General features: G+C 72.7%; 19 protein-coding genes. 8 read left to right on the plus strand and 11 right to left on the minus strand.

Going from position 1 to position 18,553, the window contains the following annotated elements; translation table 11 throughout:
- Window positions 1-142: 142 nt before the first annotated feature.
- Window positions 143-1,345 carry a L,D-transpeptidase gene (locus tag TBIS_RS08745; RefSeq protein ID WP_013132004.1) on the plus strand — a complete coding sequence of 401 codons (1,203 nt, stop codon included), beginning with the start codon at window positions 143-145 and terminating at the stop codon, window positions 1,343-1,345.
- A 219-nt stretch (window positions 1,346-1,564) separates the two neighbouring features.
- Here TBIS_RS08745 and TBIS_RS08750 read toward each other — a convergent pair whose 3' ends face one another.
- On the minus strand, window positions 1,565-2,164 hold the full coding sequence (locus TBIS_RS08750; RefSeq protein ID WP_013132005.1) for a TetR/AcrR family transcriptional regulator: 600 nt from the start codon (window positions 2,162-2,164) through the stop codon (window positions 1,565-1,567).
- 73 nt (window positions 2,165-2,237) lie between these two features.
- On the opposite strand from TBIS_RS08750, the gene TBIS_RS08755 reads away from it, so the two are divergent.
- Entirely contained in the window at window positions 2,238-3,065 is an 828-nt protein-coding gene (locus TBIS_RS08755) for a class I SAM-dependent methyltransferase (protein WP_013132006.1), read from the plus strand.
- A gap of 32 nt (window positions 3,066-3,097) precedes the next feature.
- Here TBIS_RS08755 and TBIS_RS08760 read toward each other — a convergent pair whose 3' ends face one another.
- Entirely contained in the window at window positions 3,098-4,180 is a 1,083-nt protein-coding gene (locus TBIS_RS08760) for a radical SAM protein (protein ID WP_013132007.1), read from the minus strand.
- A gap of 137 nt (window positions 4,181-4,317) precedes the next feature.
- On the opposite strand from TBIS_RS08760, the gene TBIS_RS08765 reads away from it, so the two are divergent.
- Both TBIS_RS08765 and TBIS_RS18135 read left to right on the plus strand, forming a co-directional pair.
- Window positions 4,318-4,644: a DMT family transporter gene (locus TBIS_RS08765; protein WP_013132008.1), complete on the plus strand. Its 327-nt coding sequence runs from the start codon at window positions 4,318-4,320 to the stop codon at window positions 4,642-4,644.
- Between the two features lie 75 nt (window positions 4,645-4,719).
- Complete coding sequence (locus TBIS_RS18135; RefSeq protein WP_013132009.1) at window positions 4,720-5,385, plus strand: TetR/AcrR family transcriptional regulator; 666 nt, start codon at window positions 4,720-4,722, stop codon at window positions 5,383-5,385.
- Between the two features lie 17 nt (window positions 5,386-5,402).
- On the opposite strand, the gene TBIS_RS08775 is transcribed toward TBIS_RS18135, so the two are convergent.
- From TBIS_RS08775 to TBIS_RS08785, 3 genes are read right to left on the minus strand one after another with little or no spacing between them, the layout of a single operon-like run.
- Window positions 5,403-6,221 carry an ABC transporter permease gene (locus tag TBIS_RS08775; RefSeq protein ID WP_013132010.1) on the minus strand — a complete coding sequence of 273 codons (819 nt, stop codon included), beginning with the start codon at window positions 6,219-6,221 and terminating at the stop codon, window positions 5,403-5,405.
- Window positions 6,221-6,991, minus strand: coding sequence for an ABC transporter permease (locus TBIS_RS08780; protein WP_013132011.1), 771 nt, complete (start codon window positions 6,989-6,991; stop codon window positions 6,221-6,223). The genes TBIS_RS08775 and TBIS_RS08780 overlap by 1 nt, the downstream gene beginning before the upstream one ends.
- A gap of 2 nt (window positions 6,992-6,993) precedes the next feature.
- A complete protein-coding gene (locus TBIS_RS08785; RefSeq protein WP_013132012.1) occupies window positions 6,994-7,929 on the minus strand; it encodes an ABC transporter ATP-binding protein in 936 nt (311 codons plus the stop codon).
- Window positions 7,930-8,039: 110 nt separating this feature from the next.
- Here TBIS_RS08785 and TBIS_RS08790 point away from each other — a divergent pair, with 110 nt between their 5' ends.
- From TBIS_RS08790 to TBIS_RS08800, 4 genes are all read left to right on the plus strand, one after another.
- On the plus strand, window positions 8,040-8,489 hold the full coding sequence (locus tag TBIS_RS08790) for a universal stress protein (protein WP_013132013.1): 450 nt from the start codon (window positions 8,040-8,042) through the stop codon (window positions 8,487-8,489).
- A 249-nt stretch (window positions 8,490-8,738) separates the two neighbouring features.
- Window positions 8,739-9,347 (plus strand): sensor histidine kinase, encoded by a 609-nt coding sequence (locus TBIS_RS19805; protein ID WP_050760476.1) that lies wholly within the window; start codon window positions 8,739-8,741, stop codon window positions 9,345-9,347.
- Window positions 9,344-10,237, plus strand: coding sequence for a sensor histidine kinase (locus TBIS_RS19810; protein ID WP_050760477.1), 894 nt, complete (start codon window positions 9,344-9,346; stop codon window positions 10,235-10,237). The genes TBIS_RS19805 and TBIS_RS19810 overlap by 4 nt, the downstream gene beginning before the upstream one ends.
- Window positions 10,234-10,905, plus strand: a complete 672-nt coding sequence (locus TBIS_RS08800; protein ID WP_013132014.1) for a response regulator — start codon at window positions 10,234-10,236, stop codon at window positions 10,903-10,905. Before TBIS_RS19810 ends, TBIS_RS08800 begins: the two co-directional genes overlap by 4 nt.
- Window positions 10,906-10,967: 62 nt before the next feature.
- Here the strand turns inward: TBIS_RS08800 and TBIS_RS08805 are convergent, their stop codons facing one another.
- The 6 genes from TBIS_RS08805 to TBIS_RS08830 all read right to left on the minus strand — a co-directional run bounded on the left by TBIS_RS08805 (window position 10,968) and on the right by TBIS_RS08830 (window position 18,291).
- Window positions 10,968-12,269, minus strand: a complete 1,302-nt coding sequence (locus tag TBIS_RS08805; protein WP_013132015.1) for an MFS transporter — start codon at window positions 12,267-12,269, stop codon at window positions 10,968-10,970.
- Window positions 12,270-12,422: 153 nt separating this feature from the next.
- The gene (locus tag TBIS_RS08810; protein ID WP_013132016.1) at window positions 12,423-13,109 is read right to left on the minus strand and encodes a helix-turn-helix transcriptional regulator; all 687 of its coding nucleotides are present in this window, start codon (window positions 13,107-13,109) and stop codon (window positions 12,423-12,425) included.
- Window positions 13,110-13,542: 433 nt separating this feature from the next.
- Entirely contained in the window at window positions 13,543-14,721 is a 1,179-nt protein-coding gene (locus TBIS_RS08815; protein WP_013132017.1) for a glycosyltransferase family 4 protein, read from the minus strand.
- Window positions 14,722-14,887: 166 nt separating this feature from the next.
- Window positions 14,888-15,826 (minus strand): UbiA prenyltransferase family protein, encoded by a 939-nt coding sequence (locus tag TBIS_RS08820; RefSeq protein ID WP_013132018.1) that lies wholly within the window; start codon window positions 15,824-15,826, stop codon window positions 14,888-14,890.
- Between the two features lie 15 nt (window positions 15,827-15,841).
- Complete coding sequence (locus TBIS_RS08825; RefSeq protein WP_013132019.1) at window positions 15,842-16,888, minus strand: NAD-dependent epimerase/dehydratase family protein; 1,047 nt, start codon at window positions 16,886-16,888, stop codon at window positions 15,842-15,844.
- Entirely contained in the window at window positions 16,885-18,291 is a 1,407-nt protein-coding gene (locus TBIS_RS08830) for an aspartate aminotransferase family protein (protein ID WP_013132020.1), read from the minus strand. The genes TBIS_RS08825 and TBIS_RS08830 overlap by 4 nt, the downstream gene beginning before the upstream one ends.
- Window positions 18,292-18,553 lie beyond the last annotated feature (262 nt).

Raw genomic sequence — 18,553 nt, forward strand, 5'->3', positions numbered from 1 at the left:
GATCGTCATTCAGCCTCTGTACAGTGATCTTCTACCGTATGGCGATACAACTGTGACCAGGTCAAGGGATGAATGCCCGCAATAATCGGCATTCCCCAATAGAGTTTTGATTAGCGCTTTGCGCGCCCATGAGGAGAGAGCGGTGAACCCTGTCACTCGTTTGAGGCTGCCGATCGCGGGGGTGGCCGTGGCCATGGTCACGGCGCTGTCGGCATGCTCCAACGGGTCGAGCGGAGAGGCGCGGAACGCCGGCGGTGAACCCCCCAAGCCGACGCCACTGATCAAGATCAGCCCGGCCAAGGGGACCGAGGTCCGCCCGGACCGCAAGGTCGTCGTCACCGCGGCGAACGGCTCGCTCGAGCAGGTCACCGTGCAGAGCGGGGGCAAGATCGTCAAGGGTGCCTTCAACCGGGCCCGTACGACCTGGGTCTCCAAGGAGCCGCTCAAGCCGGGCAGCACGTACACGGTCTCGGCCACGGCCCGCGGTGAGGGCGGCCCCGCCACGGTCACCAGCCAGTTCAACACGCTCAAGCCCAAGTACGAGCTCTACGTGGCCGATGTGACCCCGAACATCAAGGGCGAGGTCGTCGGGGTCGGCATGCCGATCATGGTCACGTTCAACCGGCCCGTGGTCGACAAGGCCGCGGTCGAACGCGCCCTCAAGGTCACCGCGGAGAAGCCCGTCCGGGGCGCCTGGCGGTGGATCAACGACCGGCTCGTCATCTACCGGCCGGAGAAGTTCTGGCCCGCCCACCAGAAGGTGAAGTTCACCGCGAACCTCGTCGGCGTCCGCGGCGGGCCGGGCATGTACGGGGTCAAGAACACCACCACGACCATCAACATCGGGGCCGCGTGGATCAGCACGGTCAACGTCAAGACCCACACCATGGTCGTCAAGCGGGACGGCAAGGTGATGCGGGTCATGAAGATCAGCGCGGGTAAGGCGACCACCCGCGAGTACACGACCACCAGCGGGATCCACCTGACCATGGAACGCGGCAACCCGGTCACCATGATCTCCCCGAACCGGAAGCCCGGCGATCCCGACTACTACAAGATGGAGGTCAACCACGCCGTCCGCATCTCCAACAGCGGCGAGTACGTCCACGCCGCGCCGTGGTCGGTGTGGGCGCAGGGGCGGGCCAACGTGAGCCACGGCTGCATCAACGCCCACCCCGACGACGCCAAGTGGTTCTACGACAACTTCCACCGGGGCGACGTGGTGAAGATCGTGGGCACGGACCGGCAGCTGGAGTGGAACAACGGCTGGGGCTTCTGGCAGCTGTCGTTCAACGAGTGGCGGAAGGGCAGCGCCCTGTACCGCGCTGCCGCGTCCCGCGCCTGACCACCGGGCCCGCCGGCTGAGGCCGAGCCGGAGATCGCGCCCGATCGGAGGACCGCTCGCGGCCACGGCGCCGCGGTTGACGGCCCTTCCGCCCACGCGCCCCTCGCTCCGCGGGCCGGGCCATGTCCCGGGGCGAGGTCGTCCTGTCTCGCCGTAGCGGGCGGGGGCGCGGGGCCGCGATGCGCGCCGGGGGAGCGGACGGTCCGGTGACGGCCCGCGTCAGCCCTGCGTGTCGCGGAGCACCCCACCGATGATCGAGTCCACCATCGCGCGGACGGCCTCCGCCTCCGGCGGGGTCCCGGTCCGGTCGGCGAACATCAGGTGCGCGGTCCCGATCAGCATCGGGGCGAGCGCCTCGACGTCGGCCTCGGGGGCGATGCGGCCCAGGTCGCGCTCTGCGGCGAGGTAGGAGGCGATCATGGTGCACGCCTCCGTCAGCACGGGGACGCCGGCCGGCCATGCCGTGCGCAGGCGGGCCCGCAGCTCATCCCGGTAGGTGACGAGCGGGACGATCGCCACGGCGACGGAGCGGAACAGCGCCGTCAGCGCGTCGGTGAGGTTGCCCGCCACGGTGCCGGTCCCGGCGGCGTGCCGCAGGGCCGCGGCCTGCTCGTCCATGCGCTGCGCGCGGTCGAGCACGAACTCCGCCAGGAAGGCGTCGAAGTCGGGGAAGTGCCGGTGCAGGACGCCCTTGGCACAGCCCGCCTCGGTGGTGACCGCGCGGCTGGTCAGCCCGCTCGGCCCGTCCCTGAGCAGCACGCGCTCTGCCGCGTCGAACAACAGCTTCCGCACCTCGCGGAGCGCCACCCCGGTCGGCACCCTGCGTGTCCTCCCTTTCTCCTCTGGGCGAAACCGCGGCTGGGAGTGGGCGAGCGCCCACTAGAGTGGGCGCATGCCCACTTCCCCGCGCGAGCCATCGTTTCCCTCCTCTAACGATCCTCACACGGCCCGGCAGGTGGCGGAGTCGTTCGGGGTGGACCCCGAGCGCTACGACCGGGCCCGCCCCCGCTACCCCGACGCCCTGGTGGAGCGGATCGTCGCCGCCAGCCCCGGCCCCGACGTCCTGGACGTCGGCTGCGGCACCGGCATCGCGGCCCGGCAGTTCCGGGCGGCCGGCTGCACGGTGCTGGGCGTCGACCCCGACGCGCGGATGGCCGGCCACGCCCGGCGCACGGGGATCGAGGTCGAGGTGGCGACGTTCGAGTCCTGGGACCCCGCCGGCCGGACCTTCGACGCGGTCATCGCGGCCCAGGCCTGGCACTGGGTCGACCCGGTCGCCGGAGCGGCCAAGGCCGCCCGCGTGCTGCGCCCCGGCGGCCTGCTCGCGATCTTCGCGCACGTCTTCGACCTGCCGCCCGCCGTCGGGGAGGCCTTCACGTCGGCCTACCGGCGGGTGGTGCCCGACGCGCCGGTCACCCTTCCCCCGCCGGGCCAGGCCATGGACATCGCGGCCCGGCTGTTCGACCGGTTCGCCGAGGGGATCCGCCGCGCCGGCGCGTTCGGTGAGCCCCAGCGGTGGCGGTTCGACCGGGAGCAGACCCACACCCGCGACGAGTTGCTGGACCTCCTGCCCACCACCGGCCTGCTCACCCGGCTCCCGGCGGACCGCCTGGCGCAGGTGCTCGCCGAGGTCGGGGCCGCCATCGACACGCTGGGCGGCGCCGTGACGATGCCGTACCGCACCGTGGCGCTCGTCGCGAAGCGGACCGGCGACTCCTGAGCCCTGCCGCCACGGGACGGCCTGCGACCGGCCTACACCAGGGCGAGCTGCCGGGCCGGGGAGCGGCGGCGCCGCCAGCGGCGCGCCGACCGGCCGATGCCGTACATCTCGGCGAGCGCCCGCACGTGCGCGGCCACCCGCTCCCGGTAGGCGGCGTCGGCGAGCGGCCCGTGCGCGTACAGCGCGCGGTAACGGGGCAGCAGGCCGGGGTGCTCCCGCTCCAGCCAGCCCAGGTACCACTCGCGGACCGGCGTGGGCAGGCGCAGCACCACCGGGATGACACTGACCGCGCCCGCCTCCGCTGCCCGGCGGACGGTGGCCTGCAGGTGGTCGGTCGAGTCGGTGATGAGCGGCAGGATCGGCGTCATCACCACGCCGCAGGGGATCCCCGCCTCGTTGAGCGCGGCGCACACCTCCAGCCGCCGCTGCGGCGTGACCGCCCCGGGCTCGACCACCCGGCGGATGCGATCGTCCACGAACCCCACCGACACCAAGACCTCGACCCGGGTCACCTGGGCCGCCTCGCGCAGCAGGTCGAGATCACGCAGCACCAGCGGGCTCTTCGTCAGCACCGTGAACGGGTTCCCGGCGTCGGCGAACGCCCGGATGACCCGCGGCATCAGCCGGTAGGCCTCCTCCACCGGCTGGTAGCAGTCACCGGTGATCCCCACCGCCACCGCCTCCCCCTGCCACCGCGGCGCGGCGAGCTCCCGCCGCAGCCGGTCGGCGACGTCGGTCTTCACCACCACGTGGGTGGCGAACTCCCGCATCGGGTCGAGCCCGAGGTGGCGGTGGCCGGGCCGGGCCGCGCAGTGGGCGCAGCCGATCGCGCACCCGCGGTACGGGCTCACCCCCCAGCGATAGGGGAGACCCTCCGCCTCCGGCACCCGGTCGATCGCGGTACGGGCCCGCACCTCGAGGCACGTGACGCCATCGACCGGGACCGCACGCCGCCCGGCCAAGGGCCGGGGCACATGCCGTTCCGCTCCGCACCCGGGGGCGCCGGCACCGGCGGGAGCGTCCGGGCCGAGAAGCGACGGCTGCACCGGCGCGCGCTCGGCGGGCAGCCTCACCCCGGCGGCCTTGGGGGAGCCGGAAGAGGCTTCGCTGCGCATAGAGATCAGTAGAACACGCATTCGACCGCTGCGCCAAGGGAACGCCGAACCGTCCCGCCGGCGCGACAAGGGTGGCCCCGTGGCGGCACGCCACCGGGTAAATTAGGACACCCGTCCCACTTTCCGGAAGGTCGTCGATGCTCGCTTGGCTGTTGCTCGCCGGTGCGATCGCCTCGGAGGTGGTCGCCACCTCCGCGCTGAAGCTGAGCAACGGGTTCAGCCGCCCGGGGTGGACCCTGGTCGTGGTCGCCGGGTACGTCGCCGCCTTCGCCATGCTCGGCTGGGCGCTGAAGCTGAAGATGCCCGTGGGGGTCGCCTACGCGGTCTGGTCGGGGGTCGGCACGGCCGCGATCGCCGCGATCGGCACCCTCTTCTTAGGGGAGACGATGAACCTCCTCAAGGCCCTGGGCATCACCCTGATCATCGGTGGTGTGGTGATCCTGAACGTCGCCGGAACGCACTGACCGGCCGATCGTTGATCCTGGTCGGAGAGGGCGCCTGCGGCGGCTCACGGACCCACCGCGGCCCACGGGACGCCCATGGAACCGAGCGCAGCGGAGGACGACGCGACCGTGCCCGAACAGGATCATCGGCCCGCCGAGCGGCCGCCGACCGGCCACCGGAGAACCGAACCGCGCCGGCGGCAGGAGCGGGCGATCCTCCGCCGCGAACGCCTGCTCGAGGCCGCCGTCGAGCTGCTCGAGGAGGGCGGCTTCACCGCGGTGACGCACCGGGCGGTCGCCAGGCGGGCCGGGGTGCCGCTCGCCGCCACCTCGTACTACTTCACCTGCCGCGCCGCGCTGCTCGCCGAGGCGTTCACCCTGCTGGTCGAACGGGAGCTGGCCGCGATCCGCGCCCACCTGGAGGCGGTCCCCGCCGACCCGCCGGACGCGCTCGCCGAAGCGCTCGTGCAGATCCTCAACCACGACCGGCAGCGGCGGCTCGGCCTGTGGGAGCTGTACCTGCAGGCCGGCCGCGACCCGGACCTGCAGCGGATCGCCCGGGCGTGGACCGACGGCTGCGATGAGATCGTCTCCTGGGTGCTCCACCGCAGCGGCCACCACGCCCGGCCGTCCCAGGTGCGTTTCGTCACCACCGTCCTGTCCGGGCTCTGGGTGGAGGGCATCGTCGAGGACCGGCTGGACGCCCGGCGGCGGATCCGCGAGGTGCTCACCCACACGCTCGCCGCCCTCCGGGCGCCCTGACACCGGGCCCCGCCGCGTCACACCAGCAACCGCTTCTCCAGCCGCCGGGCGGCGATCCAGATCCCGGCGGCCGTCAGGGCGACCAGGTAGGCGACATGCCCGATCAGCGCCACCCCGCCACCGCCCAGGCACAGCCCGCGCAGCAGCTCGACCCCATGCCACAACGGGGCGATCTGGATCACGATCTGCACCCCGGACGGGTAGTCCTCGATCGGGGCGAACGTCCCGGAGAACAGGAACAGGGCGAACTGGCCGACGGCGATCAGGTCGAAGTCCTGCCAGCCGCGCAGGAACGCGCTCACCGCCATGCCGAGCGCCCCGAACGCGACCCCGACCAGCACGGCCGCGGGGAACGCGGCGAGCGCCCGGCCCGGGGTGGCCATCCCCATCACCACCATCACGGCGAGGAAGACCGCCGAGTAGAACGCGCCGCGCACGGTCGCCCAGGCGAGCTCCCCGAGCGCGATCTCGATGGGCCGGGTCGGGGTGGCGAGCACCGCGTCGAACGTCTTGGCGTACTTCAGCTTGTGGAAGAAGTTGAACGTCGTCTCCGACAGGGCGCCCGACATCGCCGACGAGGCGAGCATCGCCGGGCCGACGAACCAGGCGTACGGCATGGCCCGGCCGTCCACGGTGATCTCCCCGATGAGCGCGCCCACCCCGACGCCGATCGACAGCAGGTACAGCAAGGGCTCGACGACGCCCGAGAGCAGCACCAGCCAGTAGGCCGCGCCGGAGCGCAGCACGGTCGTGTTGCGGTTCATCACCGCGGTCACCCGGCCGATGGAGACCGGGCGCGCGGACACCATGGATCGGGTCACGAAGGTGGTCAGCATCAGCGCTCCAGCCTCCGGCGATACGCCCGCACCGACAGGACGGTCCCGACGGCGGCGAACACCACGAGGACGCCCACATGCACCGCCAGCGGCCATGGGGTGTCCCGGCCCAGCGTGGCCGCCCGGCACATCTCGACCGCGTGCCACAGCGGAGACGCGTACGCGAACGGCCGCAGCACCTCGGGAAGCTGCGTCACCGGGAAGAACACCCCGGCCAGCAGCGTCGCGGGGATCTGCACGAAGCGGAACACCACCGTGAAGTAGTTGTCGTTCTCGATGCTCGCGGAGAACGCGGTCACCGGCGCGGCCGTCGCCACGGCGAGCAGCGCGCTCACCAGCGGGGTGGCCAGCGCCCACGGCGAGCGGAGCCCGCCGAAGAACGCCACGACCAGCAGGAAGACCACGGTCGCCACCTCCGCCCGGAACACCATGTAGAGCAGGTGCCCGTAGACCATGTGGGAGGGGCCGACCGGCGCGGCCCGCATCGCGTGGTAGGCCCGGACCCACTTGAAGTCGCCGAAGACCGGGTAGGTCGACTCGCCGAGCGCCAGGGAGAAGACCGTGGACGCGAGCACGCCGGGCACGATCCACGCCAGGTAGTCGACGCCCTCGATCGAGCCGACGTAGCCGCCGACGCCGACGCCGATGCTGAGCAGGAACAGCAGCGGGAGCACGAACGACGAGAAGACCGACGCCTGCCACAGCCGCCGGTACAGCACGAGGTGCCGTTCGAACACGGCGAGCGTGGGGGACACGGTTCCGGATGCCATGGTCAGTCCACCAACGTCCGGCCGGTCAGGCGGAGGAACACGTCTTCGAGCGTGGCGCGCCGGATCAGCACCCCCGACGGGGTGAGGCCCCGCCGGTGCACCTCGGCGAGCGCGGCGTCCCCGTCGTCGGCGTAGACGAGCACCCGGTCGGGCAGCGGGTCGATGTGCTCGCCCACCCCGTCGAGCTTGGCCGCGTACGCGGCGGTCGAGTCGAGCCCGTCGGGGAAGCGCAGCTCGAGCACCTCGGCCGTGACGTACCGCTCGATGAGCGACCGCGGCGACCCCTCCGCGATGATCTTCCCGCCGTCCATGACGACCAGCCGGTCGCAGAGCTGCTCGGCCTCGTCCATGTAGTGCGTGGTGAGCACCAGCGTGATGCCGCGCTGCTTGAGCCGGAACAGCCGCTCCCACACCAGGTGGCGCGCCTGCGGGTCCAGCCCGGTCGTCGGCTCGTCGAGCAGCACGATGTCGGGGTCGTTCACCAGCGCCCGGGCGATGGTGAGCCGGCGCTTCATCCCGCCCGACAGCGGCTCGACCTTGTGGTCCGCCCGGTCCGACAGCTGCACGAACCGCAGGAGCTCATCGGCCCGTCTCCGGCTCTCCGCCCGGGAGATCCCGAAGTACCGGGCGTAGGTGGTGAGGTTGTCGCGGACGGTCAGATCGAGGTCGAGGGTGTCGAGCTGAGGGCAGACCCCGAGCCGTGCCCGGATCTTCGTGCCGTCCCGCACCGGGTCCATGCCGAGGATGCGCAGCTCCCCCGCGGTCGGGGTGGAGACGCACCCGATCATCCGCATGGTCGAGGACTTGCCGGCGCCGTTGGGACCGAGGAAGCCGAACGCCTCACCCCGCCCGACCTCGAGATCGATTCCGTCGACGGCGGTGAAGTCACCGAAGCGTTTCACCAGGCCACGGGCGAAGATCAACGGTTCATCCGTCACGGGGTGACCCTAACCAACGGCACCGACATTCCTGCAACCGGTTTATTCCCGGCCCACCCCGGTGGAGGATTCCCCGCCCGGCCGCGCACCCCCGGGCCTACGCTTGCGGCATGAGCACGTTCGAGCTCGGCACGGATGGGCCCCGGGTGATCCTCGTGGGCGTCGACGGCTCGGAGACCTCCCTGCGCGCGGCCGCCTACGCCTGGGGGATGGCCCGCCGGCAGGGCTCGAAGGTGGTCATGGTCCACGTGACCGATCCCGGGCAGATGTCCGCGCTGGTGCCGCTGGCCTGGGCGTCGGCGATCGAGGCGGGGGAACAGGTGGTCGCCCGGCTCCGCGAGGAGATCGAGACGCTCGCCGCCTGCACCGGGGTCCGCATCCCCTACGTGCTGCGCTCGGAGGTCGGCGACCCTGCCGGGGTGCTCGCCCGGGTGGCCGACGAGATCAAGGCGGACGCCGTCGTGGTGGGCGCCTCGACCCGGGCCGGGCACCGGTTCGTCGGGTCGGTGGCGATCCGCCTGGTCCGCGCCGGACGCTGGCCGGTCACCGTGGTCCCCTGAGCGGGCCGCGCGGCCGGCGCCCCGGCCCGGCCGCGGCGTGAGCCGTACCCGCCGGCGGAACCCCGCCCGCGGTGCCCAGAACGAGCGCCGGGGCCCGCGGGGGACGGCGGGCCCCGGGACGGTGATCCGGGTCAGCCGGTCGCCGCGGACACCGGCTCGCGCGCCGCCGGTCGCGGCTCGGACGCGCCGTGGTCGTCCACGAAGGTCTGCTCGTCGAACGGCAGCCGCCCCACCGCCGTGGCGATCGGCATGGCCGCGTCCCCCGCGGTCCTCGACGCCCTCGACGACCCCGACCCCACGGCCGTGCTCCAGCCGTACGCCGAGCGGGTCCGCCGGGAGGCGGGCCTCGACTTCATCACGATCATGAACACGGACGGCCGCAGGTACACCCACCCCAACCCCCGGCAGATCGGCGGGTACTTCCTCGGCCACATCGGCCCGGCCCTGGCCGGCCGTACCTTCACCGAGACCTACACCGGCACCCTGGGGCCGTCCGTGCGGGCGGTCACGCCCGTGCGCGACGCCACCGGCCGGATCCGCGCGCTGGTCAGCGCCGGCATCACCGTGGAGAAGATCAGCGCCCAGATGCGCCGCCAGCTCGCCACCACCACCCTCACCGGAGCGATCGGCCTGATCACCGGCACCGTCGGCACCTACCTGGTGAGCACCCGCCTGCGCAGGCAGACGCACGGGCTGCGCTCGGCCGAGCTCCGCCGCATGTACGAGTACCACCAGGCGATCCTCCACGCGGTGCGGGAGGGCCTGCTCCTCGTCGACGAGCACGGGCGGCTCACCCTCGCCAACGACGCGCCCGCGACCTGCTCGGCCTGCCCGCGGACGCGGAGGGCCGGCACGTGACCGAGCTGGGGCTGCCGCCGTCCCTCACCGACCTGCTCGCCTCCGGGGAGACCCGATCCGACGAGATCCACCTCACCGGTGACCGGGTCCTCCTGGTCAGCTCGGCCAAGGTCCAGTCCGGGGCACGGGCGCACGGCACCGTGGTGACCCTGCGCGACCACACCGAGCTGCAGGCGCTCACCGGCCAGCTCGACGCGGAACGCCGCTTCGCCGAATCGCTCCGCTCCGCGGCGCACGAGGCCGCCAACCGGTTGCACACCGTCGTCGCCCTGGTCGAGCTCGGCCGTACCGAGGAGGCGGTGGCCTTCGCCACCGCGGAGCTGAAGACCGTGCAGCAGCTGACCGACCTGGTGGTCGGCGCGGTGCGCGAGCCCATCGTCGCCGCCCTGCTCCTCGGCAAGAGCGCCGAGGCCGCCGAGCGCGGGGTGGAGCTGACCATCGCCCCCGACAGCGAGCTGGACGACGTGCCGCTCCCCAGCCGGGAGGTGGTGACCATCCTCGGCAACCTCATCGACAACGCGCTGGAGGCGGCCATGCAGGGCGGCGACCCGGGCCGGGTCCTGGTGCGGGTGCGCACCGACGGCGGCCGGTTCGTCGTCCAGGTCGCCGACAACGGGCCGGGCCTGCCCCCGGACGCGGCCCGCGACGCGTTCCAGCGCGGGTGGACCACCAAGGGCGAGGGGCGGGGGATCGGCCTCGCCCTCGTCGGCCAGGCGGTCGCCCGCCTCGGCGGGACCATCGAGGTCGGCGCGGCCGATCTCGGCGGCGCCCTGTTCACGGTACGGCTGCCGCTCCCGGACCACGGCGCGGACGACCGCCGCCGGGACACCACCGGCGCCGAGGCGGCGGGGCCCGGGGAGCACGGACCGGAGGGACGGGCGAGACCGTGATCACGGTGTTGGTCGTCGACGACGAGCCGCTCACCGCGGAGGCGAACCGGCTCTACGTGGAACGGGTGCCCGGGTTCCAGGTGGCGGGCGTGGCCCACTCGGCCGCCGCGGCCCTGCGGTTCCTGCGCGACCGGCAGGTCGACCTCGTGCTCCTCGACCTCTACCTGCCGGACATGCACGGGCTCGACGTGTGCCGGTCGCTGCGCGCGGCCGGGGTGCTCGGCGACGTCATCGCGGTCACCTCCGCCCGCGACCTGTCCGTGGTCCGGTCCGCCGTCGCCGTGGGGGTCGTGCAGTACCTGATCAAACCGTTCACCTTCGCGACGCTGCGGGAGAAGCTGCTGCGGTACGCCGAGTTCCGCTCGTCCACCCGGGGCTCCGGCGAGGCCGTCTGCCAGCGGGAGGTGGACCGGGTGCTGTCCACCCTGCGGGGGACCGCGCAGGGGACCCTGCCGAAGGGGATGAGCGAGGCCACCATGGAGGCGGTGGCGCGGGTGCTCCGCGACTACCCGGCGGGCATGTCGGCCCAGGCGGTCGCGGCCGCGATCGGCGTGTCCCGGGTGACCGCGCGCCGTTACCTGGAGCACCTCGTCGAGAACGGGATCGCCCGCCGGGTGCCGCAGTACGGCGGGCCGGGCCGCCCGGAGCTGATCTACCGGCTCGGCTGACCGCCCCTTGGCCCGTAGCCCTCGGCGGCACGCGGCCCCGGCGGCCCCGTCGGACAGGGGCGTCAGCGGAGCGGCTGGTCCTTGGTCTCCCGCAGCGCGAACACGTAGACCAGCGTGGAGACCAGCGCGAGCGCCGACATGTACCAGGGGAACAGCCCGGGGTTGCCGGCGTCCTTCATGGCCGTGCCGATGAACGGCGCGGTCCCGCCGAAGATCGCCACGGTGAGCGAGTACGGCAGCCCCGCGCCCGCCGCGCGCACCCGGGTGGGGAACAGCTCGGCGTTGACCGCGGCCGAGATCGAGGTGAAGCAGCCGAGGAACACCATGCCGGTGCACTGGATGACCAGCAGGCTGGCGAAGGAGTCGGTCAGCAGGCCGAGCAGCGGCACGGGCAGCAGCGTGAAGGCCACCCCGAAGGTGATCAGCATCGGCTTGCGGCCGACGCGGTCGGAGAGCATGCCGAGCACGGGCTGGAGCACCATGAAGAACAGCAGGGCGATGGTGCCCACGGTGAGCGCCGTCCCGGGGTCGAAGCCGGCGTTCTGCTGCGCGTACGTGGGCAGGAACGTCGTCCACGTGTAGTAGGCCACGGTGCCCGCCACCGTGATGCCGACGATCAGCGCGGACTGCGCCGGGTACCGGACGAGGAACTCGAACATCCTCGGCTTCTCGGCCCGGCCCTGGCGGATCTCCTCGGCGAGCGTGGTGGTCTCGTCGGCGCCCCGGCGGATCCACAGGCCGACCAGGCCGAGCAGCGCGCCGACCAGGAACGGCACCCGCCACCCCCAGGCGTGCATGGCGTCCTCGGGCAGGAGGGCGGCGAGCGCGGCGGCCAGGCCGGAGGCGAGGAGCTGGCCGAGGGTGGTGCTCACGTACTGGAAGCTGGAGAACAGGCCGCGGCGCCCTGGCGGGGCCGACTCCACGAGGAAGGTGGTCGCCGCGGCGAACTCGCCTCCCACCGACAGGCCCTGGATCAGCCTCGCCGCGGTGAGGGTGATCGGGGCGAGCACGCCCACGGCGGCGTAGGTCGGGGTGACCCCGAGCAGCAGCGAGCCGCCGCTCATCAGGGCGATGGTGAACGTCATGGCCGCGCGGCGGCCGAACCGGTCCGCGAACACGCCGACCAGCAGCCCGCCGAGCGGGCGCATGAAGAACCCCACGGCGAAGACCGCGAAGGAGCTGAGCACCGGCACCAGCGGGTCGTCGCTCGCGGGGAAGATCTGCCCGGCGAAGTACACCGTCAGGAACGAGTAGGTGTACCAGTCGAACCATTCGACGATGTTGCCGATGTTCGCCGCGACCAGCTGGCGTGCCCGGCTGCGCGGGACGCCGATCGGTGAGCGATCACGGGTGGGCGCCGTCACTCGGGCTCCTTCCGGTCAGGGGGCATGCGGTTGCGCCTGGCGGTCGGCGCGGGCCGGGCGGTGGGACGGCCGCCGTGGCCGGCCCGGCGGGGCGGCGGCGCCGGCGGTGCGGGCCGCCGTACGCCGCGGGGAGCGGTGCGGGGCGTGGGCGCTTCATGTGCGGTCGCGCACCAGCCCGTGCCGCATGGCGATCACGGCCGCCTGGGTCCGGTTGGGGCAGTTCAGCTTGAGCAGGATGTTGCCCACCAGGCGCTTGGCGCCGTGCACCGAGATGTAGAGGCGCTGGGCGATCTCCTTGTTGCTCAGCCCGTCGGCGAGCAGCTGCAGGGCCTCCCGCTCCCGGGCGGACAGCTCCACGTACCGGGGATGGGTGCCCCTGCGCAGCATGCGGTCGGCGGAGTCGAACAGCTCCGCGACGATCTGCGACGGCATCGGCGTCTCGCTGCGCGCGACCCGGATCAGGGCGTCCTCCAGCACGTGCCGGTTGAGCTCGCGCTGGAGGATGAAACCATCGGGGCGGAGGGACAGGAGTTTTTCGATGTCCTTTGCGGTGACGTCGTCGACGAAGGCGAGGACGCGGACGTTCGCGGCCCGTGCGGCGGGCACGACGCGCTGCGCGGTATCCCACTCGGCGTAGGAGACGATGACGATTCCGACAGAGCGGAGGACCGCCGCGTCGAAATCGGCGCCGGCCGGGATTTCCTGCACCCGGCGGACCGTGTCGAGGTCGTTCAGCGCAGCCCGGAGCCCGTAGCGCAGGATCTCGTTCTCGCAGGCGATGCCCACGTCGAGCGGGATGACCAGAGGGTTGACCGTTGTACTGTTGCTCGGCCCTTCCACGCGTCCCCTCCCACGTCAAGGGTCATAACCAGAGGATCAACCGTTGGAGTGCTGCTCGGCCCGGGCACGCTTCCCCCGATGGTTGGTAACCCCAACTACCGACTGGACATTATTGATGAAACATTCCAGTTAAGCAAATATCTGGTCAACTATCGCTTAACCACATAATCCAGGGCATAGATGGCCCCCTTGGGATTTTCAAGCTGGTTTACGGTCTGTCAAGCCGTTTTTCGGCACGCGGCGAATCTGGAATTTATTCCACCGTTTCCCGGGGCCGGAAATCGGCTTTCCACACCCGTGACGGCCGCGGTCGCCGGCCCCGGCGAGAGAGGCGTTCACCGGGAGGCCGGGGCCCGTACCCGGGCCCCGGCCACCGGCTCGCGCGGGGGAGCGGCGCCCCGCCCCGAGGACCGGGCGCCCGCGCCGGGCCCCGTCAGGCCGCCTCCTCCCGCCCGGCCAACGCCGGCGGCGCCCCCGGGCCGGATCGGGCGCCCGGACGTGCCCCGAGCGAGCGGAACAGCCGCTCATAGGAGTCCAGGCAGGCCTCCAGGCTGAACAGGGACCGCGCCGCCGCGGCACCGGCCGCCCGCTCCTCCGCGGAAAGGCCGCGCAGCTCCCGGATCGCCCGCAGGATCGCGCCCGGGTCCCGGGGCGGGATCACCCGGCCGAAACCGGTGGCCACCACCGGGAACCGGCCGCCCGGGATGTCGGTCGTGATCGACGGGATGCCCGCCATCATCGCCTCCGCCTGCACGATCCCGAACGACTCCGAGATCGAAGGGAGGGCGAACACGTCGATCGAGGCGTAGAAGTCCCGCATCTGCCCGTCGTTCAGCAGGCCGAGCAGCCGCACCCGCGCGTCGTCGCCGATCGCCCGCCGGACCCGCGCGATGTCGCTGCCCCCGGCCACGTTCACGTAGTCGCCCGCCAGCAGCAGCCGGGCGTCCGGCTCCGGCAGCCGCCGGAACGCCTCGATCAGGTACACCAGCCCCTTCTCGGCCGCGATCCGCCCGGCGAAGCCGACGTGCAGCCCACCGGTCTCCCGGTACGACGGGCTGCCGCCCGCCCGGTCGTAACACGGCGCCGGGATGGCGTGCACGTTCGCCCGGCGCAGGGTCGGCCACAGCCGCGAGTACCGGGCCTGATCGTCGCTGTTCACCACCACCGCGGCCGAGTTGCGCATGGACATGCGCGCCGAGGCGTCCACCGCGCCGATCACCACCGGGCTGATCAGGCTCCGGCGCAGCCACAGGTCGATGTGGTACGTCGTCACCACCGGGGTCGGCGCGCACATCCGGGCGATCGGCCCCGCCTCCAGCATCGGGATGTGCAGGTTCGCCACCGCGGACATCCGGGCCACCCGGGCGGCGACGAACGGCAGCGACGGGCTGACCGGCCCCCGGCTGATCGTCGTCACCACCGGGCAGCGGAAGATCTCCACACCCGCCCGGCGCTCCCGCAACGGCAGGGACTTCAGGTGCTGCGACGCCACCACCGCCACCCGCCAGCCCCGCCCCGCCAGGCCCTCGGCGATCGCCCGCGCCGACTCGGTCAGCCCGCTGACGTACGGGGAGTAGTAGTTGAGGATCACGGCGAGATCGAACTCAGGCATGAAACGCCCCCATATCTCGTGATTGGTCGTCTTCTCCGGAACCAGGGCCGCGCAGCCCCGCCCGCACAGGCATCCCGGCCGCGCCCCCGACCCGGCCCGCCGACCGGCGATCGACGCCGCTCCGGCGCGGTACGGCACGCCTCACCCCGGCCGGGCCGGGGCCACGTCACCACCCCGACAGCAGATCGAGCCCGGCCAGCACCGCGGCCAGCCCGGCCGCGAGCACCGCAGTCACCACGATCACCCGGTCGCGCAGCAACGCCCGGGCCGGGTCACCGCCCACCCCGCGCACCGCCAGGAGCTGCATGTACCGGAACAGGCCGAACACCCCCAGCGGCGCCAGGGACAGCAGCGCGGCACCGCGGGGCGACACCGCGGCCGTGTCCTGGCTCAGGAACAGCAGGAACACCACCGCGGTCAGCCCCGCGCACACCGTGATCATCTGGTCGACCAGGCCCGGCGAATACCCCGCCAGCGACGGCCGATGCGCCGCCCCCGCCTCGTCCAGCTCCCGGCGCCGCTTCCCCAAGATCAAGGTCAGGCAGAGGAAGAACACGCACAGCAGCAGCCAGGGGGACGGCACCGCCTCCACCGCCAGGAACCCCGCGACGATCCGCGCCTCGAACCCGAGCACCACCACGAACAAATCGACCAGCGGCACGTGCTTCAGCCAGGCGCTGTACAGCACGTTCAGCAGCAGGTAACCCCCGACCGGCCACGCCAGCCGCGGCGACACCACCGCGACCGTGACCGCGAGCACCGCCAGCAGCCCCACCCCGACGGCCACCGCCGCCCGCACGGACACCCGGCCCGCCGCGATCGGCCGGTGCCGCTTGACCGGGTGGCGCCGGTCCCGCTCCCGGTCCGCGATGTCGTTGCCCACGTACACCACGGACGACGCCAGGATGAACACCGCCACCGCGGCGGCCAGCCGGCCCAGCGCCGGCGGCGACCACGCCGCCGGGTCCACCAGCGCGAGCGGCACCACCAGCAGGCTCTTCACCCACTGGTGCGGCCGCAGCAGCGCCAGCAGGTCACGGGGCGACCCCCGCTGCCCGGGCACGGGCCGCGCGGCCGCCGGCAGATCCAGGGAAGTGCCGGACACCCTCCCACCTCCGGGTCAGAAGAACACCTTCGAGAGGGCCAGCACGCCCTGCTTCCACGGCTCGCTGCTCGTCCGGCCGGCGCCCCGCCCGGCCGCCGACCCGCGGTTGCGCCGCCACCACTCGAACGTGGCGAGGATGGCGTCCCGGTTGGACTGCCTGGGGGAGAACCTCAGCCGCTCCCGCGCCTTGTCGATGCTCACGTACGAGTCGTAGAGCAGCTTGTACACCAGCCGGCCGTACACCGGGGAGAGCTTCAAGCGCTCCAGCAGCCGCAGCACGCTCACCGCCGGCCGGGCCGGGATCGACACCACCCGCTTGCCGTGCCCGGCCGCGTCCAGCACGGCCTGGAAGTCCTCCCGCAGCGTGCCGAACTCCGCCGCGCCCACGTTGTACGTGTCACAGGCCACCTCGTCCGGCGCCCGGAGCATGGTCACGACCGCGTCGACCAGGTCGTCCAGCCCGAGCATCTGGATGCGCACGTCGCCCCGGCCCAGCACCGGGAAGTTGCGCCCCTCCTCGGCCCACTCGAACAGCATCGAGAACAGCCCCATCCGGCCCGGGCCGAGGAACGTCTTCGGCCGCAGCACGCCCACGCACATCCCATCGGCGCGGAACCGCTCGACCAGCTCCTCCGCCTCCGCCTTCGCCGCGCTGTAGGTGTCCACCGGCTCCCTGGGGTGCTCCTCGGTCGGCACCGTCCGCGGCAGGCCGTACACCGCGGTGGAGGACACGTGCACCACCCGGGCCACCCCGGCGGCCCGCGCCGCCCGCAGCACCGAGCCCGTGCCCGCGACGATGATCGAGCGGATCTGCTCGGCCGGGTAGCTCGGCAGCGCCGAGGCGCAGTGCACCACCGCGTCCGCACCGGCGAACGCCTCCGTCATCGCGGCCGTGTCCCGGATGTCGGCCACCCGCCCGGTCAGGCCGGGCGCGGGCGGCAGCTCCCGCACGTCCACCCCGCACACCCGGTGGCCGTCCCGCAGCAGCCGCGCCACCAGGTTCGAACCGAGAATCCCCGCCGCGCCGGTCACCACGATCCGCGCGGGCGCCCCTCCCGTCACCACAGCGAGCTCACCCGCTCACGGATGAACCGGGTCAGCAGGCGGGGCATGCCCTGCGCGAGCACCGCGTCCAGCGCGTCCAGCACCCGCTCCATCTCCTCCGGCTCGGCGACCAGCGGCGGGCCGATCACCATCGGGCTGCGCCCGTTCAGCGTGTAGTAGGCGTAGATGTCGTGGTCGCGGTAGAGCGCGTCGATCACCGCGCAGGCCACCAGCTTCGGCCGGAGCTGCGGATCCCGCAGCGGCGACAGCTTGCCGGCCAGGTCGAGCAGCCGGGGACCGCCGGAGAGGAACACCCCCCACAGCGCGCCGCACCCGCGCACGTCCGCGATCTCATCCGGGTACTTCTTCTGCAGCCGCTCCAGCCCTGGCCCCAGCACCCGCTCCAGGGCCCGCGCCCGCGCCGGGTAGTCGTCCTCGATGGCGATGTTGATCGCCTCGATCGCGGTCGCCGTCTCCTCGCCGAACCCGTAGTACGTGGTGCTGGTGCTCTGCACCATCGCGTCGGCCAGGTTGTCGTACGCCTTCCGGAAGATCGGCTCCCGGGCGATGTACGCCGAGATGGACGACTTGCCGCCACCGAACGACTTCGACGTGGTCAGCACGTCCGGCACCAGGCCGGGGTAGCGCATGAAGTAGAACAGGCTCCCGGTCTTGCCCCACCCCGTGTAGATCTCGTCGAAGATCAGGACGATGTCCTCTTCGGTGCACAGCTCCCGCACGCCCCGGAGGAACTCCTCCGAGCACCACTGCATCGTCGACGCGCTGAACGGCTCGACGATCAGCGCGTACACGTCCTTCCGGTGCGCGCGCACCGCCGCGCGCACCGAGTCCAGGTCGTCGTAGCGGAAGGTGACGATCCCCGGGATCGTCGGGTAGGAGAAGCGGTGCTGCGCGCTCCCGGTGAGCCCGCCGGACCCCAGGAGCTTGCCGTGGAAGCTGATGTCCGCCCGCAGGATCGTGTTCCGCCGGCCGCCGTGGTACTTGTACGCCAGCTTGACCGCGTTCTCGACCGCCTCCGCCCCCGAGTTGGGGAGGAACGACCGCGTCAGGTCACCCGGCAGCACCTGGGCGAGGTTGTGCCCGAGAGCCGCCAGGTAGGGGGAGAAGTACGTCTTGTGCACCTCCATCCGGCGCCGCTCCTGGAACCGCATGCGCGCCGCCAGGATGCGCGGGTGGTTGTGGCCGTGGTTGAGCACGCCGACGCCACCGGTGATGTCGAGCACCTTGCGCCCGTCCCGCAGGTACAGGTACGCCCCCTCGGCGTGGTCGACCAGCTCCCAGCCGAAGCCGAACGACGTCATGAGCGTCACCTGGCTGCGGTTGATGTACCGCCGGTACATCTCGTGGACCTGGCCGACGTCGAGCTCCTCGGCCTGCTGCACGGACAAGAGTTCGGGCATGTGGGCTCCTCTCGTGTCGTGCCGTCCCGGCCCCGGCCGTCCCGGGGCGCCGGGGTGGTACGGCCATGCGAGGCGATCCGCCGGGATCGACCGGCCGTTCCGGCCGCGGGCCCGCCCGGCGGAGCGCGGGGTGCCCTGGCGCAGCGCCCGCCCGGCCGCGAATGGCCAGGTCAGCGCGGGTCACGCCGTCCTCCGGGCACCCGCCTCAGGATCACCGACGGGTACGGCGGCGCGACAGCCGCTGAAGATCGCTCTATCGAGC

Source organism: Thermobispora bispora DSM 43833, assembly GCF_000092645.1.
Lineage (GTDB): Bacteria > Actinomycetota > Actinomycetes > Streptosporangiales > Streptosporangiaceae > Thermobispora > Thermobispora bispora.

Bases quoted from the DNA above. Each gene is read 5' to 3' on its own strand.
- TBIS_RS08790 (WP_013132013.1), top strand. From the start codon at position 8,040: ATGAGCACGTTCGAGCTCGGCACGGATGGGCCCCGGGTGATCCTCGTG.
- TBIS_RS08780 (WP_013132011.1), bottom strand. From the start codon at position 6,991: ATGGCATCCGGAACCGTGTCCCCCACGCTCGCCGTGTTCGAACGGCAC.
- TBIS_RS18135 (WP_013132009.1), top strand. From the start codon at position 4,720: ATGGAACCGAGCGCAGCGGAGGACGACGCGACCGTGCCCGAACAGGAT.
- TBIS_RS08755 (WP_013132006.1), top strand. From the start codon at position 2,238: ATGCCCACTTCCCCGCGCGAGCCATCGTTTCCCTCCTCTAACGATCCT.
- TBIS_RS08775 (WP_013132010.1), bottom strand. From the start codon at position 6,221: ATGCTGACCACCTTCGTGACCCGATCCATGGTGTCCGCGCGCCCGGTC.
- TBIS_RS08815 (WP_013132017.1), bottom strand. From the start codon at position 14,721: ATGCCTGAGTTCGATCTCGCCGTGATCCTCAACTACTACTCCCCGTAC.
- TBIS_RS08830 (WP_013132020.1), bottom strand. From the start codon at position 18,291: ATGCCCGAACTCTTGTCCGTGCAGCAGGCCGAGGAGCTCGACGTCGGC.
- TBIS_RS08760 (WP_013132007.1), bottom strand. From the start codon at position 4,180: ATGCGCAGCGAAGCCTCTTCCGGCTCCCCCAAGGCCGCCGGGGTGAGG.
- TBIS_RS19805 (WP_050760476.1), top strand. From the start codon at position 8,739: ATGGCCGCGTCCCCCGCGGTCCTCGACGCCCTCGACGACCCCGACCCC.
- TBIS_RS08765 (WP_013132008.1), top strand. From the start codon at position 4,318: ATGCTCGCTTGGCTGTTGCTCGCCGGTGCGATCGCCTCGGAGGTGGTC.